General features: G+C 37.9%; 21 protein-coding genes. 8 read left to right on the top strand and 13 right to left on the bottom strand.

What is annotated here, in order from left to right; genetic code table 11:
* Window positions 1-24 precede the first annotated feature (24 nt).
* Window positions 25-516: a GNAT family N-acetyltransferase gene (locus H9650_RS18610; RefSeq protein ID WP_144539549.1), complete on the top strand. Its 492-nt coding sequence runs from the start codon at window positions 25-27 to the stop codon at window positions 514-516.
* Between the two features lie 12 nt (window positions 517-528).
* On the opposite strand, the gene H9650_RS18605 is transcribed toward H9650_RS18610, so the two are convergent.
* From H9650_RS18605 to H9650_RS18575, 7 genes are all read right to left on the bottom strand, one after another.
* Window positions 529-996, bottom strand: a complete 468-nt coding sequence (locus H9650_RS18605; protein ID WP_225216164.1) for a DUF4064 domain-containing protein — start codon at window positions 994-996, stop codon at window positions 529-531.
* A 313-nt stretch (window positions 997-1,309) separates the two neighbouring features.
* Entirely contained in the window at window positions 1,310-1,591 is a 282-nt protein-coding gene (locus H9650_RS18600) for a GNAT family N-acetyltransferase (protein ID WP_144539547.1), read from the bottom strand.
* Between the two features lie 37 nt (window positions 1,592-1,628).
* Complete coding sequence (locus H9650_RS18595) at window positions 1,629-2,594, bottom strand: ring-cleaving dioxygenase (protein ID WP_191697897.1); 966 nt, start codon at window positions 2,592-2,594, stop codon at window positions 1,629-1,631.
* A gap of 142 nt (window positions 2,595-2,736) precedes the next feature.
* Window positions 2,737-3,654 carry a DUF1002 domain-containing protein gene (locus tag H9650_RS18590; RefSeq protein WP_191697896.1) on the bottom strand — a complete coding sequence of 306 codons (918 nt, stop codon included), beginning with the start codon at window positions 3,652-3,654 and terminating at the stop codon, window positions 2,737-2,739.
* Window positions 3,655-3,757: 103 nt separating this feature from the next.
* On the bottom strand, window positions 3,758-4,618 hold the full coding sequence (locus H9650_RS18585; RefSeq protein WP_151112459.1) for a CvfB family protein: 861 nt from the start codon (window positions 4,616-4,618) through the stop codon (window positions 3,758-3,760).
* Between the two features lie 542 nt (window positions 4,619-5,160).
* Window positions 5,161-5,580: a transcriptional regulator MntR gene (gene mntR, locus H9650_RS18580; RefSeq protein ID WP_144539541.1), complete on the bottom strand. Its 420-nt coding sequence runs from the start codon at window positions 5,578-5,580 to the stop codon at window positions 5,161-5,163.
* A gap of 230 nt (window positions 5,581-5,810) precedes the next feature.
* Window positions 5,811-6,077, bottom strand: coding sequence for a late competence development ComFB family protein (locus H9650_RS18575; RefSeq protein ID WP_313955903.1), 267 nt, complete (start codon window positions 6,075-6,077; stop codon window positions 5,811-5,813).
* A 115-nt stretch (window positions 6,078-6,192) separates the two neighbouring features.
* Between H9650_RS18575 and H9650_RS18570 the strand changes: the two genes are divergently transcribed.
* Complete coding sequence (locus tag H9650_RS18570; RefSeq protein ID WP_144539539.1) at window positions 6,193-6,348, top strand: lmo0937 family membrane protein; 156 nt, start codon at window positions 6,193-6,195, stop codon at window positions 6,346-6,348.
* Window positions 6,349-6,363: 15 nt separating this feature from the next.
* Here the strand turns inward: H9650_RS18570 and H9650_RS18565 are convergent, their stop codons facing one another.
* The 6 genes from H9650_RS18565 to H9650_RS18540 form a co-directional block, all read right to left on the bottom strand.
* Window positions 6,364-7,485: a GNAT family N-acetyltransferase gene (locus H9650_RS18565; protein WP_191697895.1), complete on the bottom strand. Its 1,122-nt coding sequence runs from the start codon at window positions 7,483-7,485 to the stop codon at window positions 6,364-6,366.
* Window positions 7,486-7,587: 102 nt separating this feature from the next.
* Window positions 7,588-9,705: a heavy metal translocating P-type ATPase gene (locus H9650_RS18560; protein ID WP_191697894.1), complete on the bottom strand. Its 2,118-nt coding sequence runs from the start codon at window positions 9,703-9,705 to the stop codon at window positions 7,588-7,590.
* Window positions 9,689-10,066: an ArsR/SmtB family transcription factor gene (locus H9650_RS18555; RefSeq protein WP_154312196.1), complete on the bottom strand. Its 378-nt coding sequence runs from the start codon at window positions 10,064-10,066 to the stop codon at window positions 9,689-9,691. Before H9650_RS18555 ends, H9650_RS18560 begins: the two co-directional genes overlap by 17 nt.
* A 388-nt stretch (window positions 10,067-10,454) precedes the next feature.
* The gene (locus H9650_RS18550) at window positions 10,455-12,812 is read right to left on the bottom strand and encodes a penicillin acylase family protein (RefSeq protein ID WP_191697893.1); all 2,358 of its coding nucleotides are present in this window, start codon (window positions 12,810-12,812) and stop codon (window positions 10,455-10,457) included.
* 157 nt (window positions 12,813-12,969) lie between these two features.
* Entirely contained in the window at window positions 12,970-13,887 is a 918-nt protein-coding gene (murB, locus tag H9650_RS18545; RefSeq protein ID WP_151112449.1) for a UDP-N-acetylmuramate dehydrogenase, read from the bottom strand.
* 76 nt (window positions 13,888-13,963) lie between these two features.
* Complete coding sequence (locus H9650_RS18540) at window positions 13,964-14,269, bottom strand: winged helix-turn-helix transcriptional regulator (protein WP_144539527.1); 306 nt, start codon at window positions 14,267-14,269, stop codon at window positions 13,964-13,966.
* Between the two features lie 219 nt (window positions 14,270-14,488).
* Between H9650_RS18540 and H9650_RS18535 the strand changes: the two genes are divergently transcribed.
* The 6 genes from H9650_RS18535 to H9650_RS18510 all read left to right on the top strand — a co-directional run bounded on the left by H9650_RS18535 (window position 14,489) and on the right by H9650_RS18510 (window position 21,023).
* Window positions 14,489-15,016, top strand: a complete 528-nt coding sequence (locus H9650_RS18535; RefSeq protein WP_151112447.1) for a YceI family protein — start codon at window positions 14,489-14,491, stop codon at window positions 15,014-15,016.
* A 184-nt stretch (window positions 15,017-15,200) separates the two neighbouring features.
* Entirely contained in the window at window positions 15,201-16,388 is a 1,188-nt protein-coding gene (locus tag H9650_RS18530) for a hypothetical protein (protein ID WP_151112445.1), read from the top strand.
* An 11-nt stretch (window positions 16,389-16,399) separates the two neighbouring features.
* Entirely contained in the window at window positions 16,400-17,647 is a 1,248-nt protein-coding gene (locus H9650_RS18525) for a Zn-dependent hydrolase (RefSeq protein ID WP_191697892.1), read from the top strand.
* On the top strand, window positions 17,628-18,800 hold the full coding sequence (locus tag H9650_RS18520; RefSeq protein ID WP_191697891.1) for an amidohydrolase: 1,173 nt from the start codon (window positions 17,628-17,630) through the stop codon (window positions 18,798-18,800). Before H9650_RS18525 ends, H9650_RS18520 begins: the two co-directional genes overlap by 20 nt.
* Before the next feature lie 140 nt (window positions 18,801-18,940).
* Complete coding sequence (locus H9650_RS18515; RefSeq protein ID WP_151112440.1) at window positions 18,941-19,231, top strand: hypothetical protein; 291 nt, start codon at window positions 18,941-18,943, stop codon at window positions 19,229-19,231.
* 70 nt (window positions 19,232-19,301) lie between these two features.
* Entirely contained in the window at window positions 19,302-21,023 is a 1,722-nt protein-coding gene (locus H9650_RS18510; protein WP_191697890.1) for an ABC transporter ATP-binding protein, read from the top strand.
* Window positions 21,024-21,113 lie beyond the last annotated feature (90 nt).

Genomic DNA, 21,113 nt, shown 5'->3' with positions numbered 1-21,113 from the left:
AAAAAGCTGAAGAGGTGATTTCAAATGATAAGGGCGACTACGTTAAAAGATATTACTACTATTCAACAGATCGCTAGGATCAGTTGGAATGATACTTATAAAGATATAATACCAGAAAATGTTCAGGAAATATTTTTGGAAAAAGCTTACTCTCCTATGATGCTAGCCAAACGAATAGAAAAAACAATTTTTTTAGTTGCGGAATATAAAGGTGAAACTATCGGCTTTGCTAACTTCACTTATGTTGATGAAGATGGTGATGCTGAGCTCACCGCAATTTATGTGCTTCCCGAGTTCCAAAAAATGGGATACGGTAGAAAGCTGTTAGAAGCAGGTGTGAATCATATGTCTGTGGGAAAACAATTATTTGTTTATGTAGAGAGCAAAAATGAAAGCGCTCGTATTTTTTATGAACGGTATGGATTTGAATGTCTAGAAGAATTTGATGAGTATTTCGAGGGTCACCCTCTATCTACCGCAAAATATTTATATCCATTAAAAACACCGGCCTATTAGGCCGGTGTTTTTTTAATAAGTTTGTTCAGTTGAATATTCTTCTTCAAATTTAACTGGTGTTTTGCGTACGAAGCACATAATTGCAGCAACATATAAAACGATGGATGTTAATGAGATAATTCCTGCAAAAACTCCCCCTACAATAAACATGATTCCTGCTAATTTTGGCTTTTTGTTTTTCGAAACGAATACAATTCCTAAAATATTAAATACTAAGCTAATAACAAACGTTATAACAGCCGCCCAGCCAAAAACGCCAAACAAGTCTACAAATACTTCCATAAATTCCGTAGCTGCAGCAGCTTCTTCAGCAGTTAGTGCTGGATCGCTATAAATGTCTTCTTCAAAGACTTGTGTGAACCCTTCCTCCTGCATTACCGAACTACCATTAATGACAATCAATGAAACTAGTATAATTGCTATTACATTAAAAACAGCTCCAACTACGCCTAAAACAACTTCTCCTGTACGTGAAATCATTTTTTTACCCCCTATTATTAATTGATATAGCTATTTTACGAAAACATAGCCAAAAGGTTTCATCAATCTCTGATTTCCCTGCAATATTTTTTATAAACCTGTTTGAGTCTACTAATAACAGGGTAATTTAATAATAAGACCAAAATAGAAAGGAAGATTTACATGGAAAAGAAACTTATCTTTAATCAAACCGACTTCTTATATACACTGGCAGGTGCATCAGCATTAACTGGAATTCTAGTTCTGTTTACTTCTATTTAATCATTAAAACGTAAAAGGCAATCCACTTTATATTAAAGAGGATTGCCTTTTATTATGCCTTTATATCATCATATTCGTTAGATTTAGCAAATGCATCTACTACGTATGAGCAAACTGGCTCCATTTTCAATTCATTTTCTCTTGCATAGGAAGCGGCGCTGTCTAATAACTTTTTCGCAATCCCCTGGCCTCTTAGCTTACTCGAAACATAGGTATGGTCCATAACCATTACATCACCTAGTAATGTCCATGTAATTTCTCCAAGTCTTTCCCCATCTTCTATTACTTGATAGGCAAATACATCATTGCCAAGTTCTTTATATTGAAAATCCATTAACACACACTCCTTTTTTAGAATCTTAACATAACAATCATTTAATTGACAACGGACGGAGCTTCGCTTCAATTTCTTTTCGCTTCGGCTCTAAAAATGGTGGTAGGGCTAACTTTTCACCAAGCTTTGCTAAATCCTCATCTGTATCAAATCCCGGCTCGTCAGTAGAAAGCTCAAACAACACTCCATTTGGTTCTCTAAAATAAATAGCTTTGAAGTAGTGACGATCGACGAGACCAGACGTTGTAAATCCGTTTGCTCTTAACATTTCCTCCCATTTAGGATAATCCTCCATGTTTGGAATACGGAAAGCCACATGATGTACACTACCTCTACCAGGTCTTTCCCTCGGTAAGTCTTTTCGAGTTTCAATATGCACCTCGCCAGCTGGTCCTCCATCCCCAGTTGAATAAACCTTAATATCTGGAGCATCTGTAACAACTGAAGGATAGGAGCCGATAAAAACAAAGCCTAATATATGCTCTAAAACCTGTTCAGTAGCACTTGGATCCTTTAACGTTAAAGTAACAGGACCTAAACCAACGATAGCATTTTCTGCAGAAATCTCTTCTTTTATCCAAGGCTTTCCAAAAGGAATACCCTTACCATCATCTACAACTAACATCATTCTAGACCCTTCAAAGTCTTCAAAATAGAGTGTTTTTCTGCCAAACCTTTCGACTATCTTATCATGAGGAACTCCGAAATCATGCAATCTTCTTTCCCAAAATTGTAGAGCTTCTTCACTCTTCACTCTAAAACCCGTATTACTAATACTCGACACTCCAGGATATGTTCTGCCAGCCATTGGTATGTCAAAGTAGGTCATGTCTGTACCAGGAGTACCTTCTGCATCTGCATAAAATAGATGGTATGTGGATGGGCTATCCTGATTTACACTCTTTTTCACTAACCGCATTCCCAATATTCTCGTAAAGAAATCATGATTCTTATTTATATCTGCAGTAATAGCGGATACATGATGAATTCCTGCTAATTTCATTTGATTTTCCTCCACTCATTTATCTCGAATTCGAGATAAATTATTTTATTTTATCTTATCAAATAATCTTCTCCACTTCAAATAATTTATCCTCGCTATTAACAAAAGAAAATCTACCTGAATTTACAGGTAGATTTATCATTTAACTAAAGATAGATCGAATGGAATCGATTAGATTGTTAAAGAAATCTTTAACACTTTGCCAAAATCCTTCATTATCTTTTATTTGGTTAAATTTATCTTCGATTGTTTTACTAAAATCATTTAACTGATCAGACCATTTACTAAAATCTATATCTAGTTGACGAATTCGATCCATCAAATCAATCAGTAATTGACGATCCTTATCGGAAAGTTCAATTTTAAGCTTAGATAGCTGTTCTGAAACAATTTTTTCAACTTCTTCACGGGATGCTGGGTTTTGCTCAGCAATTTGCTTTTTAATTTCTGTTAAAAGCTCTGTTACCTTTTCTTCATCTACCCCACCTTGTTTAGACAGGATAGTTGCGACAGATAGCTCATCGTTTGCTACATCTGTACGTTCCGGGTCTAGTTCTCCTCCCGTAACCTCATATGCTTTATAAATACCTACCAGGGCGGAGTGTCCTGTTACAGGCTTAGGAGCTGCAATATCTACTACCGCGTCTTCTATTCCAGCAGTAAGCATAGCGTTAGCATACATATCTGCCGTAACTTCAGTAATGTTATCTGGAGTTACGATGTTAATAATTAGACCAGATCCAGCATCTTTTCGGGTAATTTTAGCAGAAGAGAACATTCTAGCCGAAGCGTCTCCATCATTTAGATAGGTTGCTAGGTCCTTACCTGTAACTACAATTTCTTGTACCTCTGATTTATCTGTAACTTTTAAACTCTCTTTTACACTATTTTTTTGATCGTCAGTTAGGTTACCTCCATAAACAACAATAGGCGCCCCAAACTTTTCATTTACAACTTCAGTTTCAGCTTCTCCATTTGTATCAGCTAAAGCTACAATAGGACTTACTAGTACTCCAATGACAAGTAAAAATGCCAAGTACACTTGTACCATTTTTTTCATTCCATTAAAACCCCTTTCTATTGGTTGGTACTATCATTAGTACGTGAAAAGGAGTAAAAAGTTCCGATGGTCATCGATGCTTCTTACTCCTTTTTATCTAATCTTATTGCTTTAACTCAGTCCATCCGTCCTGTTGGTTAATTTTTTTCTCTTTCATCAGCTTCCCTAAAGCACGCTTGAAGGCAGCCTTACTCATCGAAAACATTTCTTGAATTTCCTCAGGTGTAGATTTGTCTGTGAATGGCATTTTCCCACCGACATCATTTAAATAGCGATAAATTGATTCGGCGTCGTCGCCCATACGTTCATGCTTTCTAGGGAGAAGAGAGCCATTGAGAGACCCATCATCCTTCGTATCAATAATACGCACGGTTAAGTCTTGTCCTAATCTAGGTTCCTCAACTCGCTCTGATTCATGAACGAAAATACGATAATTTTCGGGAACGCTAAGCAAGAAGGTTCCTACAGGAAGTAGTCTGTATGGTCTTGCTTGTAAATTTTTGTTTAAAAGTGTGGTTGGCGCATCTATATATAATTCCTCTACACGATCCTCCGTAGCAAGACGGCCAAATAATTCACCCTCACGATCTGTTCGAAGTGTCATATATAAATGGTCCCCTTGAGTTGGCCACAACTCTTTGATCTTTGGCAAATCCTCGGCTTTCACTTGCACTTCTTTAGAAGTACCAATGTCTACAAAGGCTCCTTCTTTATCTGAAACTTTTATAACTCTTGCCCATCCGTAAGTTCCCTTTTGTATGGTAGGGAGCTGTGTAGTAGCAGAAAGATTACCTCTTCTATCTACGAACAAAAATACTTCTAGTGTATCGTCGACTTGTAATTCTTCTGGAGCCTCGGAAGCATTTAAAGATATCTCCATATCCTTGTGCTGAAGAATCCATTTCGATCCTTCCCTCATTTTCACTTGTAATTTTACTATTTCTCCTGATGCTAATTCTGTCAAAGTTACCGCTCTCCTTCTGACCATATATGAAATTGGTCGTTACCTTTTGTTTTAGTATATCTAGTGCACTATCTACTCGTTCTAATAAAAAATATTTGAACTTTTAGGCGTCAATTAGTATACTTTTCGATTCATTGTGCTTCCGAATCATTTGCTACTTCCCTTATAACCGATTCATCCTCATTATAAACAACTAGGCATATCCTTCTTATAGTCATCACTTGTTGGGATATTCTGTACTTTAGAATTTTTTTATTTAATTATAGTTACCATTATTATGCCCATTTTTTTTTGCATACTTGCTTAAAATTTTCGCCAAGTGACCTATGTACAATAGAAGTTTGACTCAGCTAATAATATGTATTTATACATTGGGAAAAAATTTCTGAGAGATTCTTTTCACAATTTCCCTAGTCTCATCCATTTGATTAGTCATAGCATTGTCAACCTTAAGAATATCAACGTATTTCTAGCAACTCCTGCCAAAAACTATATAGCAAGACTTTGCATGACATTCTATTCTATTCCATTCCTACAAATACTTACTCACTTAAGTCTTTTCTTAACTCTAAAAGTTGTGTCTGTATAGAGGCATTATCTTCTAAGAGTAAGACCAAATCTGCAATTCGATCAATGGAGTTCCAGCTAAGATGATGTTCGATTCCTTCCACATCCGCATAGATATTTTCTTCCTCCACTCCTATAAGGCGTAAAAATTCCTCTAACAGTTCGTGTCGTTTCACTAGCTTCTTTCCTAGCTTCATTCCTTTAGTCGTTAAAGTAAGCCCACGATATTTTTCATATATTAAAAAGCCATCCTTATCCAATTTTTGCACCATTTTGGTTACGGAAGATGGCAGTACAGATAATGCTTCTGCAATGTCAGACACACGTGCATAGCCTTTCTGCTCGATTAGTATATAAATTTGTTCGATATGGTCTTCCATGCTTGGTGTTGGCATATTTATCTTCCTTTCATCACTTCTTATATTTTACTACAACAGACCTACCATCTCAATTCATGTTAGTATTGCCCTAGCTTTTACAATAGTTTCACTTTATGAACATTATAATAGCAGCAAAAATTGGATAATAGCATCATGCAAGCGTAGATATAAATTCTAAGTTCTTTTTTAGAATTCTCCGAGCAATAAAGTATAAAAGAACCTTATCGAATGACAAGGCTCCTTTTCTATCTATGAGGATATTTTCCAACGACATGAATGGAATGGATGATTCTTTTATTAATCCACTCTAAATTTTCTAAAGTATTCATACGTTCAAAAACAGCCTTTCTTCCTTTTTCGGTTGTAACATAGTGGGTTGGAAGAGTATTTAAGCTTAGGGCAATTATATCTAATTCACATTGAGGACACTTACAGAAAGTTTGATACTCTGTTCCTCTCATCAGCACTCTCACAAGGCTTTGAACGATTTCTTCCATTACATTTGTTAACAATTCTATCCTTCTTTCATTATTCAAAAATATCAAAAATGTTTAACCCTTAGTATATAGGGGTAACTTTCTAATAATAACACGTATCAACAATTTTAAGAAGAAAGGATGACTAATAATGGGTAAAATTTTATGGGGTATAGTAGTAGTTCTTATCGTACTATGGTTGTTAGGACTACTTCTTGACTTTGGCGGAGGATTAATCCACACGCTATTAATTATTGCAGGTATTATTTTCGTTATTCAACTTGTCACTGGTAGACGAGCTGTCTGACAAAAGGGGTTGCCATTAGGCAACCCCTTTACTTTTGGTTTTAGCATAAATACACGTATCTCTTAAACTCTTACCATCAGCAGACAAAGAATCATGATGGAGAGTCCCCTCTAGAGTATAGCCAAGTCTTTCAGCAACAGATCGACTTCGGACATTCTCACTATCACAACGAATCTCAACTCGATTAGCTTTTAGCTCCTCAAAGGCAAAGGTTGTAATGCGTTCGACTGCCTCTGTCATCAAGCCTTTACCCTCAAATTTACTATCAATCCAATAGCCAATTTCAAATTTTCGGACATCCCAGTCTATACGATGGAGTCCAGAACATCCTACGAATTCTCCTGTTTCCTTTAAAAATAAATGAAGTCGTAGATCCTTTCGCGTGATGAAATCTGCTACTGCTTGACGAAGATTTCGCACTCTTTGTTCAATGGATTCCTTTTCTTGTGCCCAAGGCATCCAGTCTTTTAAAGCATCTTGAGAAGCAACTACCGCTCTTTGCACTGCTTCTGCATCCTCAACTTTAGGAGCTCGGATGATTAATCGCTCCGTATAAAATTCCTCTGGAAAAACTAATTCCTCTTTTACTTTTTCAATTATATGAAAGTCATCATCCCACTTAACCGGGGTTGAAGTACCCTTCATAAAATCGTCTCTCGTCATTCCATATGTAACAGCATCGTAGTATGAACTTTCTTTTGGAGAAAACCATGCTTGTCGGAGCTGTGCCTCTTTGACAAAGCCTGCACGCTCAAACGTTTTTCGCATTGCAAAATTATCTTGGCGTGTATGACCTTCTAAGCGAATTTTACCCTCCGGTAGATTAAAAACATATTCCGTAATCTTTTTTAGCGCAAGTGGGCCATACCCTCTACCTCGAGCCTCGTCTGCAATACGCAAATCGAAAAGAGGAATATCATCCTGCAGATCATAAATCTTCACAATGCCCACTTTTTCATCTTCGTCATTCTCAACCCAGAAGGTTTTCACTTCATCTGATTGATAACCGCCCTCTTCAATTGTTTTTTCAATCAACTCTCGTACAGGGTGCGAATTTCCGTGATATGGCCATGTATTCGTTGTCATGAAATGGATCAGCTGCTCCTGCTCCTCCATTGTCCATTCTGTAAGCTTCATTGATAACCCTCCGAACCTAATGAATAAATATATTCTGTTCTAAATATTCTCTCCCTGTCCTGTAGTCTGGACAGGGATTTATCAAACAATATGTTGAAAGTGTTATTTCCAAGGGCTGTTATCTTGACTGAATGTAGTTAATAACCGTAAGGAATTTAGAACTACCAGTAATGTAGCACCCATATCAGCAAAGATGGCAATCCATAATGTTAACCATCCCGGAATGATAAGAAGTAGCGCAATAATCTTTAACCCTAATGCAAACATAATATTTTCTTTAATAATATGCAATGCTTTTCTGCTTAAACGTATTGTATATGGTAATTTTTCTAAGTCGTCAGCCATCAAAGCTATGTCAGCAGTCTCTAAAGCTGCATCTGTACCAGCCCCACCCATAGCTATTCCGACATTTGCAGCTGCTAAGGCCGGAGAATCATTGACACCATCTCCTACCATGGCCACTGCTCCGTATTTTTCTTTTAAGCTTTGAATGGCAGTTAGCTTTTGCTCTGGCATTAGACCTGCATTTACATCAGTCATTCCCAATCTACTAGCAATGGCAGTAGCTGTTTTTGGGTCATCACCCGTTAGCATAACAGTATGCTTAATCCCATTATTTTTTAAGCTTTGTAACACTTTTTTGCTAGTGGATCTTATTGGATCTGCAATGGCAATAAAGCCTCTATAATTCCCTTCTTCTGTTGCAAGAATTACTGTATTTCCTTCCGTTTGTAGCTTTTCAACTGCTTGCAGAACCTCTTCTGAAATAGAACTAATGGTTTTTATCCAGGTAACGCTCCCTACAGACCATTTTATACCATTAATAACTGCTTCGGCACCTTTTCCAGTTATTGATTGAAACTCTTCTACTTCTATCGGATGAATATGCTCCTTAGCCCCATACTGAACAATAGCTTGAGCAAGCGGGTGCTGTGAATAGGCCTCTATAGACATTATATTTCGTATAAAATCTTTCTCAGAAGCTGCCTGTACATAGGTTACTTCTGGATAGCCTTTTGTAAGAGTGCCGGTTTTATCAAATGCAATTGCCTCGATACGACCAATCTCCTCCAAATGAATACCACCCTTTATCAAAACTCCCTGCTTTGCTGCGTTTCCAATAGCTGTTACGATAGCAACTGGAGTAGATACGACCAAAGCACAAGGACATCCTACAACTAAGACAGCTAGCCCCTGGTAAATCCAAGTCTGCCAGTCTTCACCTAGAAGTGGCGGTATAATTGCTACTAAAAAAGCAATACCAATAATGGCTGGTGTGTAATACTTCGCAAACTTGTCTACAAAACGTTGAGAAGGAGCTTTTTCTGCCTGTGCCTCTTCCACTAAATGAATGATTTTAGCAATTGTAGTATCCTCTACACGCTTTGTCACTTGTATTTCCAAGGATCCCTCTTCGTTTAACGTCCCGGCGAAAACCTCCTCGCCTTTCTTTTTGACTACGGGTACAGATTCTCCAGTAATGGATGCTTGGTTAATTGTCGAGCTTCCTTTTAAAACAATGCCGTCCATTGCAATTTTTTGTCCCGGCTTCACGACAAGTACGTCTCCAATTTGAATAAACTCCGTATCTAATTCAATTAACTCATTGCTACGTCTTACGGTTGCTGTAGGCGGGGCAATGTCCATCAATTCACTAATAGATTGTCTAGCCTTGTTCATGGAGTATGCCTCTAATGCCTCACTCACTGCAAACAAGAATACTACAACTGCGCCTTCTCTCCATTCGCCAATTATAGCTGCACCTATAATAGCAATCGTCATAAGTGTCTTCATATCGAAATAGAAGCGAGAAAGGTTAATAAGACCACCCTTAAACAACTCAAATCCACCAATTAAGATAGATAAAACAAATAAAGAGAGAGCTGCAGGATGAGACTCCTCATAAACAAAGGAAGCAATGATTCCTCCTATTAGAAAAACAAATGAAATCATTGTCACAACGTTTTCATGCCGTTTAAAAAAAGGGGTCTTTTCTATTTTTCTTTGCTTAACGGGCACGACTTTAATTCCATCAAAGGCACCTGCTTTTTCTATGTCACCAACGGATACATCTCCTATGATAGAAACTTTAGAAGCTCCAAAGTTAACAGTCGCTTCCTGCACAGTTGGAAGACTCTTAATATTTTTTTCGAATTTCATAGCACAGTTGGCGCATGATAGGTTTTCTAAGCGGTACTCTTTTTTATCTAAGTTGTTCATTTGAACCCAGCTCCTCTTCAACCGAATGCTCATATGCGATTTTAACTAATTCATTCACGTGATGATCAGCTAAAGAATAATAAACTAATTTTCCCTTGCGACGAGATTTTGCTAGAGATAGATCTCTGAGAAAACGAAGATGATGGGAAGCTGTTGCCACTGATGATCCAATTATTTCACTCACATCACATACACATAGTTCTTCTTCAATTGTTAATGCGTATGCAATTTTAAGCCTTGTTTCGTCAGCTAATGCTTTAAAGAGAGTTACAACCTTTGTTAAATCCGGAAGCTGTTGCTTCACCTCTCCTACTATTTTTTCATTTACTTTTGTTACATCACATATATCCTTTGATTGCATATGGACACCTCATTCAAATGGTCGTTTGATTATTACCCTCATTATATGTTCAGATAATTCGAAAAGCAACTATATTCAAATACAAATTTTAATGTAATCTAACAAATCGGGAAGAAAGTAAAATTTTTATAAAGTAACTTTTAGATTGCGGATTTCCGCTTTAGGCGAACGCTTTCCGCGGGAGGAGCATTAAGCCATCACCGTCGCATTCGCTCCGTTTGTGATGTCTTAGCTGTCTCCCTAATCCCGTCGGAGTCGTCGCCTGCCGCTACAATCATAGGCTGTGTCGGAATGGTATGTTTCATATAAATGCAGGTGCTCTGAATATTTTTCACTAAAAAAGGAACCGAGAGAAAAATTCTCGGTTCCCTAGCTGTCTTTCAATCTTCTAATTAGCTTTTAATATCAATTCAAAGCCTTCATCTATATCTCCATCAATTACCGTGGTGTGATAATTACCATCTGCCCAGTCTCTTACCTGGCTGTGATACCAATCAGATTTAACATGACCAACTTGGCCCGGACCTACAATATGGTACGCCTCTGAAAGGTCAGACAAATCGGCAACAAACCTCCAAGAGGCACCGTGATCTACACTACCATCTTCACCATAGCCTGCAGCTTGAACGGTAATATTAGACCCTCCAATAGGCACCGGCTTAGGATTTAAGAAATAGGCAAGTATTGGAGAGGCACTTGAGATTGGGTGATCGAAGGTTAATTGGTGGAAATCTCCCCATTTCCATTTGTCTTCATTTTCACCAAAATCCTCTTCTATCTCTTTCACAGTAATCACAAAGGAATCGTAGACCCATTTATCAATCCCACCATACTCTTCTAACCAAGCACTGGCTTCGTTTTGATAACCCTTTCTTAATAATTGATCAGAAATATTACCCTTGCCCGGTAACATTGCATAGACGTCCTCGGGCATTTGCCCTTCAAATAAAGTTTTTGGAAGCTGTTTCATCCATTTGTGGAAAACTAATGGGGCAGACTGATCTTTATCGTCCACTTGGTCCCAATTCTTTAACATGACTAATACATCCTTGTATTGCTCATTGCTATCTTGTTTTTCCACCGACTCTACCATCGAAGCTAAAAATTCCCTTGCATATAAGTTTTCTTGGTCCATCTGAAGGTCCATCATATCTTCTTTAGTAAGGTCATCCTTGCCCTCAAGCACTTCGGCAATTCTTTCGTAGCGATAGGATTGAGCCCAAAAATCAGTTATATGATATGGATAAGAGTCATTTACTACCTCATTATTCGCTGTTGCGATAAAACCTTTCTCCGGGTTTACAACCGAGGGTAACTCATTGTAAGGCACATATCCAGTCCATCCGAATTCATTTGAATCTCCTGGAACCGGTAGCTGTCCATCCCCTGTTTTACGTAATGGAATTCTACCATTTGCTTTATAAGCAATAGTTCCGTCCTTCGCTGCAAATACAAAGTTTTGTGCAGGGGCATGAAAATCTTCTAGTGCATTCTCAAATTCATCCCAATTAGATGACTTATTCATCTTCAATATTGCCTGTAATTCTAAAGTAGGCTCTAGCGCTGTCCACTGCATAGAGAATAGACCTGATGCTTCCTCCTCTTTGAACAGCACATCAGAGATGATTGGCCCATGCCGAGTCACTACAACCTCAAATGGCACATCCTCTTCTCCCTTTACTTTTATGTTCGTTTTCCGTATATCTGCTTTCTCCCATTTACCTTCATACATAAATTCCGTACGATTGTCAGGGTTCGGTGTTTCTATATATAAGTCCTGTACATCTGGCCCTACATTCGTAACTCCCCATGCAACCTCTTCGTTATGGCCCAATATAATACCAGGGATTCCTGCAAAAATTACTCCGCTCACATTTTGGTCTGGTGATTCTAAATGCATTTGGTACCATATGGATGGTGTGCTAAGCCCTAAATGTGGGTCATCCGCTAATAGCGGCATTCCACTAGCAGTCTTCTCACCACTTACTACCCAGTTATTACTGCCATTAAATTCATTCGGCAGTACAGTAGTATCAAAACGGCCACTAACAGTAACTGGGTTCTTCAGATTTGCTTCAATAATAGATGGTGAATCCTCAGGATAAGTTATAAAAAGCTCTTCTGCTTTCTCTTGCTCGAACTCATTGATTGCCCAATGCCTGATTGCTAAGCTTGACCAGTTACCACCTAAGTCATAAGCCATAAACTTTCCAATTGTTAAGGAATCAACCGGAGACCATTCTCTCGGCTCATAGCCTAGTAATTTAAATTCATAACTAAGCTTGCCCTCTTTTATTGCATAATCAATGAATTCATTTACTCCTTCTGAATACCAATCCAGCACTTGCTTTGCCTCATCACTATAGCCTGCATAGGATTTTTCTGCTGCATCTCGTAGGCTAAAAGTCAAAAAGAATTTATCTGTATCCAACGCGCCTTTGCCCACTACCTCAGCAAGCTGACCACTTGCCTGTCGTCTAGCTAAATCCATTTGAAACAAACGATCTTGCGCCTGAACAAATCCTTGAGCACGATAAAGGTCTGCATCGCTCTGCGCTTTAAGATGAGGAACCCCATCCTGATCCCTTGTTACCTTCACTTCTTCATCCAACACATCTACAGCCAGCTCACCACGAATAATAGGTTTTGTGTTAGACAAAAAAACATTTAAACCAACCACCCCCACAATTACAATAGCTACTAGAATCCCAATTATCCAGACAGCTACCTTCCAACCCTTTTTCAAATAATTACCCCCTTTATCTATCTATGACATAATTCGACGAAATGCATTTAACCCCTGCTCATCCGTTCAATTTCTTATAAAATAATCTAATGTAAGTCTCTAAATGAAAATAAAACAGGTTCTATGAATTATGTATATTCATAGAACCTGTTTTATATTATTTACTGTTCTCACCAACGATTTTAACTTCTAGTTCTAGTTCCACCCCGAAGTTGTCACGCACCGCTTTTTGAACCATTTCGATTGTATTAATATAATCTGTTGCTGTTGCATTGTTTTTGTTGACGATAAAACCTGCATGCTTGGTAGATACTTCTGCTCCACCAAACCCTTTACCCTGCATCCCGCTATCTTGAATTAGCTTACCTGCAAAATATCCTGGTGGTCTTTTGAAGACACTTCCTGCAGAAGGATACTCTAATGGTTGTTTAGATTCGCGTTGAAAGGTTAAATCAGCGATTTTTGCATTTACTTCCTCTGGATTTCCTTGTTTCAGCTCAAATTCCGCCGATAACACATAGTAGCCCTCTTTCGTAATGATGCTTTTACGATACTCTAACTCCAGCTCATCTTTTGAAAGAATAAGTTTTTCTCCGCTAGGTGTAAGAACGGTACATTGCAAGATTATATCCTTGATTTCTCCGCCATAAGCTCCAGCATTCATAGCCATTGCTCCACCAACTGTTCCCGGAATACCGCACGCAAATTCTAATCCTGCTAATGATTCCTTCGCAGCTGCTTTAGAAACATCAATAATAGCAGCACCACTTTCAGCATATACATGATTAGCTTCAATAATGATTTTATTCAGCTTTTCTAAGGAAAGAACAATGCCACGTACTCCCCCATCTCTTACAACCATATTAGAACCATTGCCTAACAATAACAGAGGAATTTTATTTTTATGAGTGTAATCAACTATGAAAGCTGCTTCATCCTCATTTTCAGGTGTAACAAATAAGTCAGCCATGCCACCCATACGTGTCATCGTGTGTACATGAAGTGATTCATCTATTTTTACATTATTTGGGTCTAGCTTTGTAATTAAGTCTTGGTACCATACTTGTTTGTTCAAAAAAGACAATCCTTTCTTCTTTAACCTGTCACCTTACATAGTATGCGTTTTCCTATATAAATTTTCAAGTTTATTATTATAACCAATCCTTGGACCAATTTTCAATCCCAGTTATAACATTTTTAAGGGCCATTCCTTTGTCAGTTAGGTTATATTCTACTCGAACTGGCACCTCAGAAAAAAGAGTTCTCTGAACAATACCTTCTCTCTCAAGCTCTTTTAATCGTTCAGACAACAAACGTCCACTAATAGGAAGAGAAGACTCTATTTCATTAAATCTTTTAGAGCCATCTAATAATTGATAAATAATTAAAGTTGTCCATCTTTTACCTAACAACTCCATAGCCTTGGAAAGTCGCGGACACAATGATAATTCTTTCATATAATTCACCTCTATCACTACGCATTATACGCCTTTTCATATTTTTTGTAAAACCAAAGTAATTAAATTACTTGACGTAATCATATTATTAAATTATAGTTACTTACATAAAGTAACTTGTAGCAAGTTGCTCACGACTCTCAAATATAAAATATTTGAGTCCACATCCATCTTTTAGATGATGGAGCCATAAAAATAGATTTATAGGAGGAAATGAAAATGACAAAATTTAACTTGGACGCAGCACATTCTAGTATCGATTTTTCTGTAAAACACATGATGGTTTCTAAGGTAAAAGGAAGCTTTACTAACTTCACTGCTGATTTAGAAGGAACTGCTGAAGACTTAACAGGTGCAGAAATTAATTTTAATATTGACGTTAATTCCATTAATACTAATCATGAGGATCGTGATAATCATTTACGATCAGAAGATTTCTTCGATGCTGAAAAGTATCCAAATATTAAATTTGTAGCAACAGATATTAAAACTACTGACGTAGGCGAATACGATGTAACAGGTGACATTACGATTAAAGACGTAACTAAGCCAGTTACATTCGAGGTTGAGTATGGTGGTAAAGGCAAAAATCCTTGGGGGCAAGAAGTAGTTGCTTTCTCGGCAGAGACTAAGATAAACCGCAAAGACTTTGGCTTAGTTTGGAACCAAGCACTTGAAACAGGCGGCGTATTAGTTGGAGAAGATATTAAAATTACAGTAGAGTTAGAACTGAATCCTGCTGAATAAAAAAATTTATGAAAAAGGGCATTCCATAAGAAATGGAAATGCCTTTTTTTATATTTCTCAATGAAAACACTTACATAATTTTATTAATAAATTAATTATTCTGAAATATATTATATACTTTATTCCGATAAAGTTTTATGTTAATGTATTGATTATTCTTTATTGTCAGAAAGGACGGAAAATTATGCCGCAAATGCTTGCTTTAGTTATAGTTATTGCTATTTTATTTATTGGAGAATTGGTCTCCACTCGAACAAAGGCCTGGATCCCCTCTGTTTTTGTTTCAGCCGTCCTTTTCATCATTGGCTATTGGACCTTTTTCCCTAAGGAAATCGTATCTATAGCAGGAGTACCACCTGTAGTTGCAACTATGATGATTTACCTGCTAATCACTAATATGGGAACACTTCTTTCTCTTCAACAGCTAAAGGAACAATGGAAAACTATTTTAATATCATTAGCTGGTATTTTAGGTATAATTGTCGCTCTATTCACGATTGGAATTCTATTGTTTGATTTTGAAACTGTTGTGGTAGCTATCCCTCCATTAGTTGGTGGCGTTGTATCTGCATTAATCATGTCAGAAGGTGCGGCAAATGCAGGACTTACAACTTTGTCTGTATTTGCAATCGTTATCTACGTTATGCAGGGATTTGCAGGGTATCCCCTCACCTCAATTGTTCTCAAAAAAGAAGGAAAGGATCTACTTAACAAGTTCCGTCAAGGAAAATTAACTATTGCTGGGCAACTAGAAAATTCAACTGAGGATTCAAAAGAAGAACTTAAAATGTTTAAAAATTTACCTACCAAATACAATTCAGATTACTTCAAGCTATTTAGATTAGCGTTTGTCGGGTTCCTTGCATATGGAGTTTCTACTCTTTTAAATCCTATTGTAGAAATTAGTCCCTTTGTTCTCTGCTTATTATTTGGCATTATTGCTGGAAGTGTCGGATTCTTAGAACGTAACGTACTTCAAAAGGCAAATAGCTTTGGTATTTGTATTCTTGTTTTAATGCTATTTGTTTTCGATGCTTTAAAAAATGCTACACCTTCCATGATCATGGAAATTCTTTATCCTTTGGTGGGGACAATCGTTCTAGGTGTAATTGGAATGTACATATTCTCCTTTATCATCGGGAAAATTTTAAAGGTAAGCAAAAACATGGCATTTGCTGTTTCTTTAACTGCTTTATACGGTTTCCCTGCTGATTACATCATTACAAATGAAGTTATAAAGGCTTTAACAGAGGACGAGAAGGAAAGGGAAGTTTTAACTAGTCACATGCTTCCTCCAATGCTAGTAGGAGGATTCATCAGTGTAACTGTTGTATCTGTTATTCTAGCTGGTATTTTCGTAGGATTTTTATAAGGAGTGATAGAATGATAGCCAATCAGCAAAGAATTGAACAGCATATTAACCTATTAAGTGAATATACAGCAACTCCTGGAGCTGGAGTGACTAGACTTACATATTCAAAGGATGACTTAGATGCTAGAAACTATATTAAAGATAAAATGAAAGAATATAACCTCTCTGTATCGGAGGATGGCTTAGGTAACATATTTGGTAAATTAGTAGGCTCCAACCCTGAAGCCCCTTCTGTTTTAGTTGGCTCTCATTTCGACTCCGTGCCAAACGGAGGGGCTTATGACGGAGCTGCTGGTGTAATAGTAGGATTAGAGGTCGCAGCTCTTTATCAGGAACAGCAAATCCAACCAGTTAACTCGCTTGAGATTATTGCCATGGTTGAGGAGGAAGGAACTCGCTATGGTGGAGGATTAATGGGCTCGAGGGGAATGATGGGATTATTGTCAGAGGAAGATTTTCAAGCCCTCGTTGATAAAGACGGTATTTCTATAAAAGAAGCTATGACTAGTATTGGCTTGGATTGTACAAAGGAAAAATACCGTGACCCAAAATCAATTAAAGCCTTCTTGGAACTACATATTGAGCAAGGCCCTATTCTGGAGGAAAAAAATATATCCATTGGAGTAGTTGATGCAGTCGTGGGGCTGACCCAGCTAGAAGTCACTGTCCAAGGCATGGCCGGCCATGCAGGTACTACCCCTATGGACAGAAGGGCAGATGCATTAGTAATAGCAGCCGAAATAATATCAACATTTCCAAAGCTAGCTGAGGAAATTGGACATGGAACAGTTATTACAACAGGTCAGCTAGAAGTTTTCCCTAACGGTTCCAATGTGATTCCAAACAAAGTGATTTTTTCAGTAGACATTCGTTCTGGAGATGAAAAAAATGTTCAGTACTCGATTAGTAAAGTGAGGCAACTGATTGAATCTAAGACCACCCCAACCATACGAACTACTATAGAGCAGTTGCTTTATACTACTCCAAAAATGATGGACAAAAATATTGGTACTATTTTAACTGAAACCTGCGAGAAACTAGACATTCCCTATTGTCATATCAACAGTGGTGCAGGACATGATGCTATGATTTTCTCCGATTACACAGCTTGTGGAATGATTTTCATCCCTAGCAGAGATGGATTAAGCCATTGCCAAGAGGAATGGTCCGATGTAAACGATCTTGCTAAAGGGGCAACTATTTTATATGAAACAGCATTACGACTAACGGAGGGACAGCATGATAAACAATCAAATTAAAGAATCTATAAAAAACAATAGTGAGGAACTAGTCCAATTACGCAGAACATTGCATAGTGAGCCTGAATTGTCTTTTGAAGAGTTTAAAACGACGGAATTTATTTGTGATTATTTAGAAAAACTAGGAATCTCCTATCGAAAAACCAATCCGACTGGTGTTATAGCAGAGATTAAAGGAAATCCCGCTGGAAAGACAGTGGCTCTTCGAGGTGACATGGATGCATTATCCATCCAGCAGCTAAATGATGTCCCTTACGCTTCTAAGACAGATGGAAAAATGCATGCTTGTGGACACGATGCTCATACGTCCATGCTATTAATCGCTGCCAAGGCTTTATCAGAGATGAAGGATCAGCTGCCAGGAAATGTTCGGTTATTTTTTCAACCTGCCGAAGAGGTCGCTCAGGGTGCTAAAGCTATGGTAGCACAGGGTGCTATGGAAGGCGTGGACAATGTTTTCGGTATACATATCTGGTCACAAATGCCGACGAACAAAGTATCCTGCACACCTGGCCCTTCGTTTGCAGCAGCAGATCTTTTCACAGTTAAATTTAAAGGACGCGGTGGACATGGGGCGATACCTGAGGCATGTATTGATGCTGCTCTTGTAGCTTCTTCCTTTGTGATGAATGTTCAGACAGTCGTATCGCGGACAATCGACCCGCAAAGCCCGGCAGTACTAACAATTGGAAAGATGGTGGTTGGTACGAGGTTCAATGTAATTGCAGAAAATGCAGAGATTGAGGGAACTGTTCGTACCTTCCATCCCGAAACTCGTGATTTTATTGAAAAATCCCTTACCCAGTATGCTGAAAACGTGGCGGCTATTTACGGAGCGACAGCAGAGGTAGAATACACACGTGGAACTGATGCGGTAGATAACGAGGAAGAAAGCGCAAAACTTGTTCAACAGGTTGCGGCTGAAGCATTTGGCCCTGATTCAGTCTATAACGAAAAGCCTACTATGGGCGGAGAGGATTTCTCAGCATTTTTAACTAAGGCACCTGGAAGCTTTGCACTTGTAGGAAGTGGAAATCCAGAAAAGGATACAGAATGGGCCCACCACCACGGAAACTTTAATATCGATGAGGATGCACTTGCAACAGGAGCAGAGCTTTATGCTCAATACGCTTGGGCCTACCTAAATAAATAGAAAATCTTGAAAAGCTATTCTAATGGTCGATACACACCTAATAGAATAGCTTTTCCTTTTTTTGAAATTACTTTACTAATTGGAAACTATTTTCTTTATTTTTCGTATATACTAGGGAAAAAGAAATAGGAGGAAATAACATGGAAGACTTTTTTGGACTTTTTATTGGATTCGTTGCTGTAGTGATGGTTTTTTCAATCCCTTTAACCGCAATTTGGACAACCCATTTACGCAAAATGCAATCTATGAAATCTAAAGTAATCAAGGACGAAATTGAATTAGAAAAATTAAGATATGACAATTTCCTATTAGAAACGGAAAAAATGCGATTAGAATTGCAAAACAAACAAGCTAGTCTATTAGAAATGTCTGCAGATCCGCTAGTTGTAGAACTACAAAAGAGACCTAAAGCAGAGACTAAGGCATTATAAGTATCGTGCAACTCACTGTTTGCACGATTTTTTTCTTTAAAAATTTACAAAGAAGAAAGGAGTGTTTAGGATGTCCTCATCCACTAAAAACTTTTTTCAATTACTGAAGAGTTTAAAATGGCCAATCAAAATGGCTATTTTAGCAATAGTCCTTTCCTTATTGAGCACTGTCATTAGTCTAGTTGTACCTTTAGTAACTAAAACCTTGGTTGATTCTTTGACCTCTGCTTCCTTCAACTGGACACTTATTCTCATATTATTGGGTGTATTTATATTGCAGGCGGTATTCGGAGGGTTCTCCTATTATCTCTTAGCTTACATTGGTGAGTTTGTAGTTGCTGATTTAAGAAGGAAACTGTGGAGTAAGGTTCTCCATCTACCCGTCCCCTATTATGATCGCCATGAAAGCGGCGAGACAATGAGTCGTATCACACAGGACACGACCACATTAAAATCATTGGTTACCGACCATTTAGTCAATTTTGTGTCAGGCATAATAACGATAATTGGTTCAGTTATTATTTTATTTTTCATCGATTGGAAAATGACACTGATTATGCTGATTAGCGTACCATTAAGCATGGCAATTATGATTCCTCTTGGCTCCAAGATGCATAAGGTAGCTAAGGCTACTCAAAAAGAAATGGCCTCTTTTTCTGGATTGCTTGGCAGAGTACTTTCTGAGATAAGACTCGTCAAATCATATCGAGCAGAACGTACCGAAACAACTAGTGGCGGAGAAGCCATTCATAGCTTATATCGATTCGGTTTAAAGGAAGCAAAAATCCAGGCATTCATATCCCCTTTAATGACACTTATAATGATGGGAATTTTAGTAGTCATATTAGGCTATGGAGGCTTACAGGTCTCTAATGGCAATCTCTCCGCTGGAGATCTTGTTGCTATTATCTTCTATCTTGTCCAAATTATATTTCCTTTTGCTCAAATGGCTACTTTCTTTACCTCCTTTCAGAAGGCGGTTGGAGCAACAGAACGTATTCAAGAGATATTTAAGATGGACAGTGAGCCTATTGAACAAGAGGCAAACAAACCATTGGAGGATGGTGTTATAACATTCCTAGATGTTCATTTTTCGTATGGAGAAGACAAAAAAGTCATTAACGGGGTTTCATTTGAAGCTAAACCAGGTACAGTTACCGCCTTTGTAGGTCCAAGTGGTGGAGGTAAAACAACGATATTTTCTTTACTTGAAAGGTTTTATGAGCCAAACGATGGTGTGATCTATTTTAACAACTCTCCTATCCAAGAACTTTCTTTAAGAGATTGGCGCTCGAAGATGGCTTACGTATCACAGGAGAGCCCTTTAATGAGTGGAACGATCTTGTCCAATATGACTTATGGTATGACCGATATTCCCTCCATGGAAAAAATTAAAGCTGCAGCAGAATCGGCAAATGCCTCTTCCTTTATAGAAGAGTTACCAGACAAATACGATACATTGGTAGGCGAACGAGGTATGAAGCTATCAGGTGGACAAAGACAACGAATTGCTATTGCGAGAGCCCTTTTACATGATCCTAAGATACTACTGTTGGATGAGGCTACCTCAAACTTAGATAGTGGATCAGAAACTTTTGTTCAAGAAGCTTTAGAACGGCTGATGAAAGGTCGCACCACTCTAATCATCGCTCACCGTTTAGCTACTATTATCCATGCAGATCAAATATTCTTCTTAGAACAAGGGAAAATAACAGGCAAAGGTACACACGAGGAATTAATAAATCACCATGAGTTGTATAGAGAATTCACTCAAGGGCAAAGGTTGTCTTAATAATCATATAAACACATTATTTACCATCAGTAATATTTTTAGTAGATTGTGAATAAGATTACTTAACCCTCAAAATTCACCTAAAAAAAC

This window comes from Psychrobacillus faecigallinarum, assembly GCF_014836595.1.
GTDB lineage: Bacteria > Bacillota > Bacilli > Bacillales_A > Planococcaceae > Psychrobacillus > Psychrobacillus faecigallinarum.
Note: the sequence above shows the minus strand (reverse complement) of the source record. Positions and strands in the feature narration are given on the sequence as shown.

Coding starts and splice junctions, on each gene's coding strand:
- H9650_RS18610 (WP_144539549.1), top strand. CDS start 25: ATGATAAGGGCGACTACGTTAAAAGATATTACTACTATTCAACAGATC.
- H9650_RS18605 (WP_225216164.1), bottom strand. CDS start 996: ATGATTTCACGTACAGGAGAAGTTGTTTTAGGCGTAGTTGGAGCTGTT.
- H9650_RS18600 (WP_144539547.1), bottom strand. CDS start 1,591: ATGGATTTTCAATATAAAGAACTTGGCAATGATGTATTTGCCTATCAA.
- H9650_RS18595 (WP_191697897.1), bottom strand. CDS start 2,594: ATGAAATTAGCAGGAATTCATCATGTATCCGCTATTACTGCAGATATA.
- H9650_RS18590 (WP_191697896.1), bottom strand. CDS start 3,654: ATGAAAAAAATGGTACAAGTGTACTTGGCATTTTTACTTGTCATTGGA.
- mntR (WP_144539541.1), bottom strand. CDS start 5,580: ATGCCAACACCAAGCATGGAAGACCATATCGAACAAATTTATATACTA.
- H9650_RS18570 (WP_144539539.1), top strand. CDS start 6,193: ATGGGTAAAATTTTATGGGGTATAGTAGTAGTTCTTATCGTACTATGG.
- H9650_RS18565 (WP_191697895.1), bottom strand. CDS start 7,485: ATGAAGCTTACAGAATGGACAATGGAGGAGCAGGAGCAGCTGATCCAT.
- H9650_RS18560 (WP_191697894.1), bottom strand. CDS start 9,705: ATGAACAACTTAGATAAAAAAGAGTACCGCTTAGAAAACCTATCATGC.
- H9650_RS18555 (WP_154312196.1), bottom strand. CDS start 10,066: ATGCAATCAAAGGATATATGTGATGTAACAAAAGTAAATGAAAAAATA.
- H9650_RS18540 (WP_144539527.1), bottom strand. CDS start 14,269: ATGAAAGAATTATCATTGTGTCCGCGACTTTCCAAGGCTATGGAGTTG.
- H9650_RS18535 (WP_151112447.1), top strand. CDS start 14,489: ATGACAAAATTTAACTTGGACGCAGCACATTCTAGTATCGATTTTTCT.
- H9650_RS18530 (WP_151112445.1), top strand. CDS start 15,201: ATGCCGCAAATGCTTGCTTTAGTTATAGTTATTGCTATTTTATTTATT.
- H9650_RS18525 (WP_191697892.1), top strand. CDS start 16,400: ATGATAGCCAATCAGCAAAGAATTGAACAGCATATTAACCTATTAAGT.
- H9650_RS18520 (WP_191697891.1), top strand. CDS start 17,628: ATGATAAACAATCAAATTAAAGAATCTATAAAAAACAATAGTGAGGAA.
- H9650_RS18515 (WP_151112440.1), top strand. CDS start 18,941: ATGGAAGACTTTTTTGGACTTTTTATTGGATTCGTTGCTGTAGTGATG.
- H9650_RS18510 (WP_191697890.1), top strand. CDS start 19,302: ATGTCCTCATCCACTAAAAACTTTTTTCAATTACTGAAGAGTTTAAAA.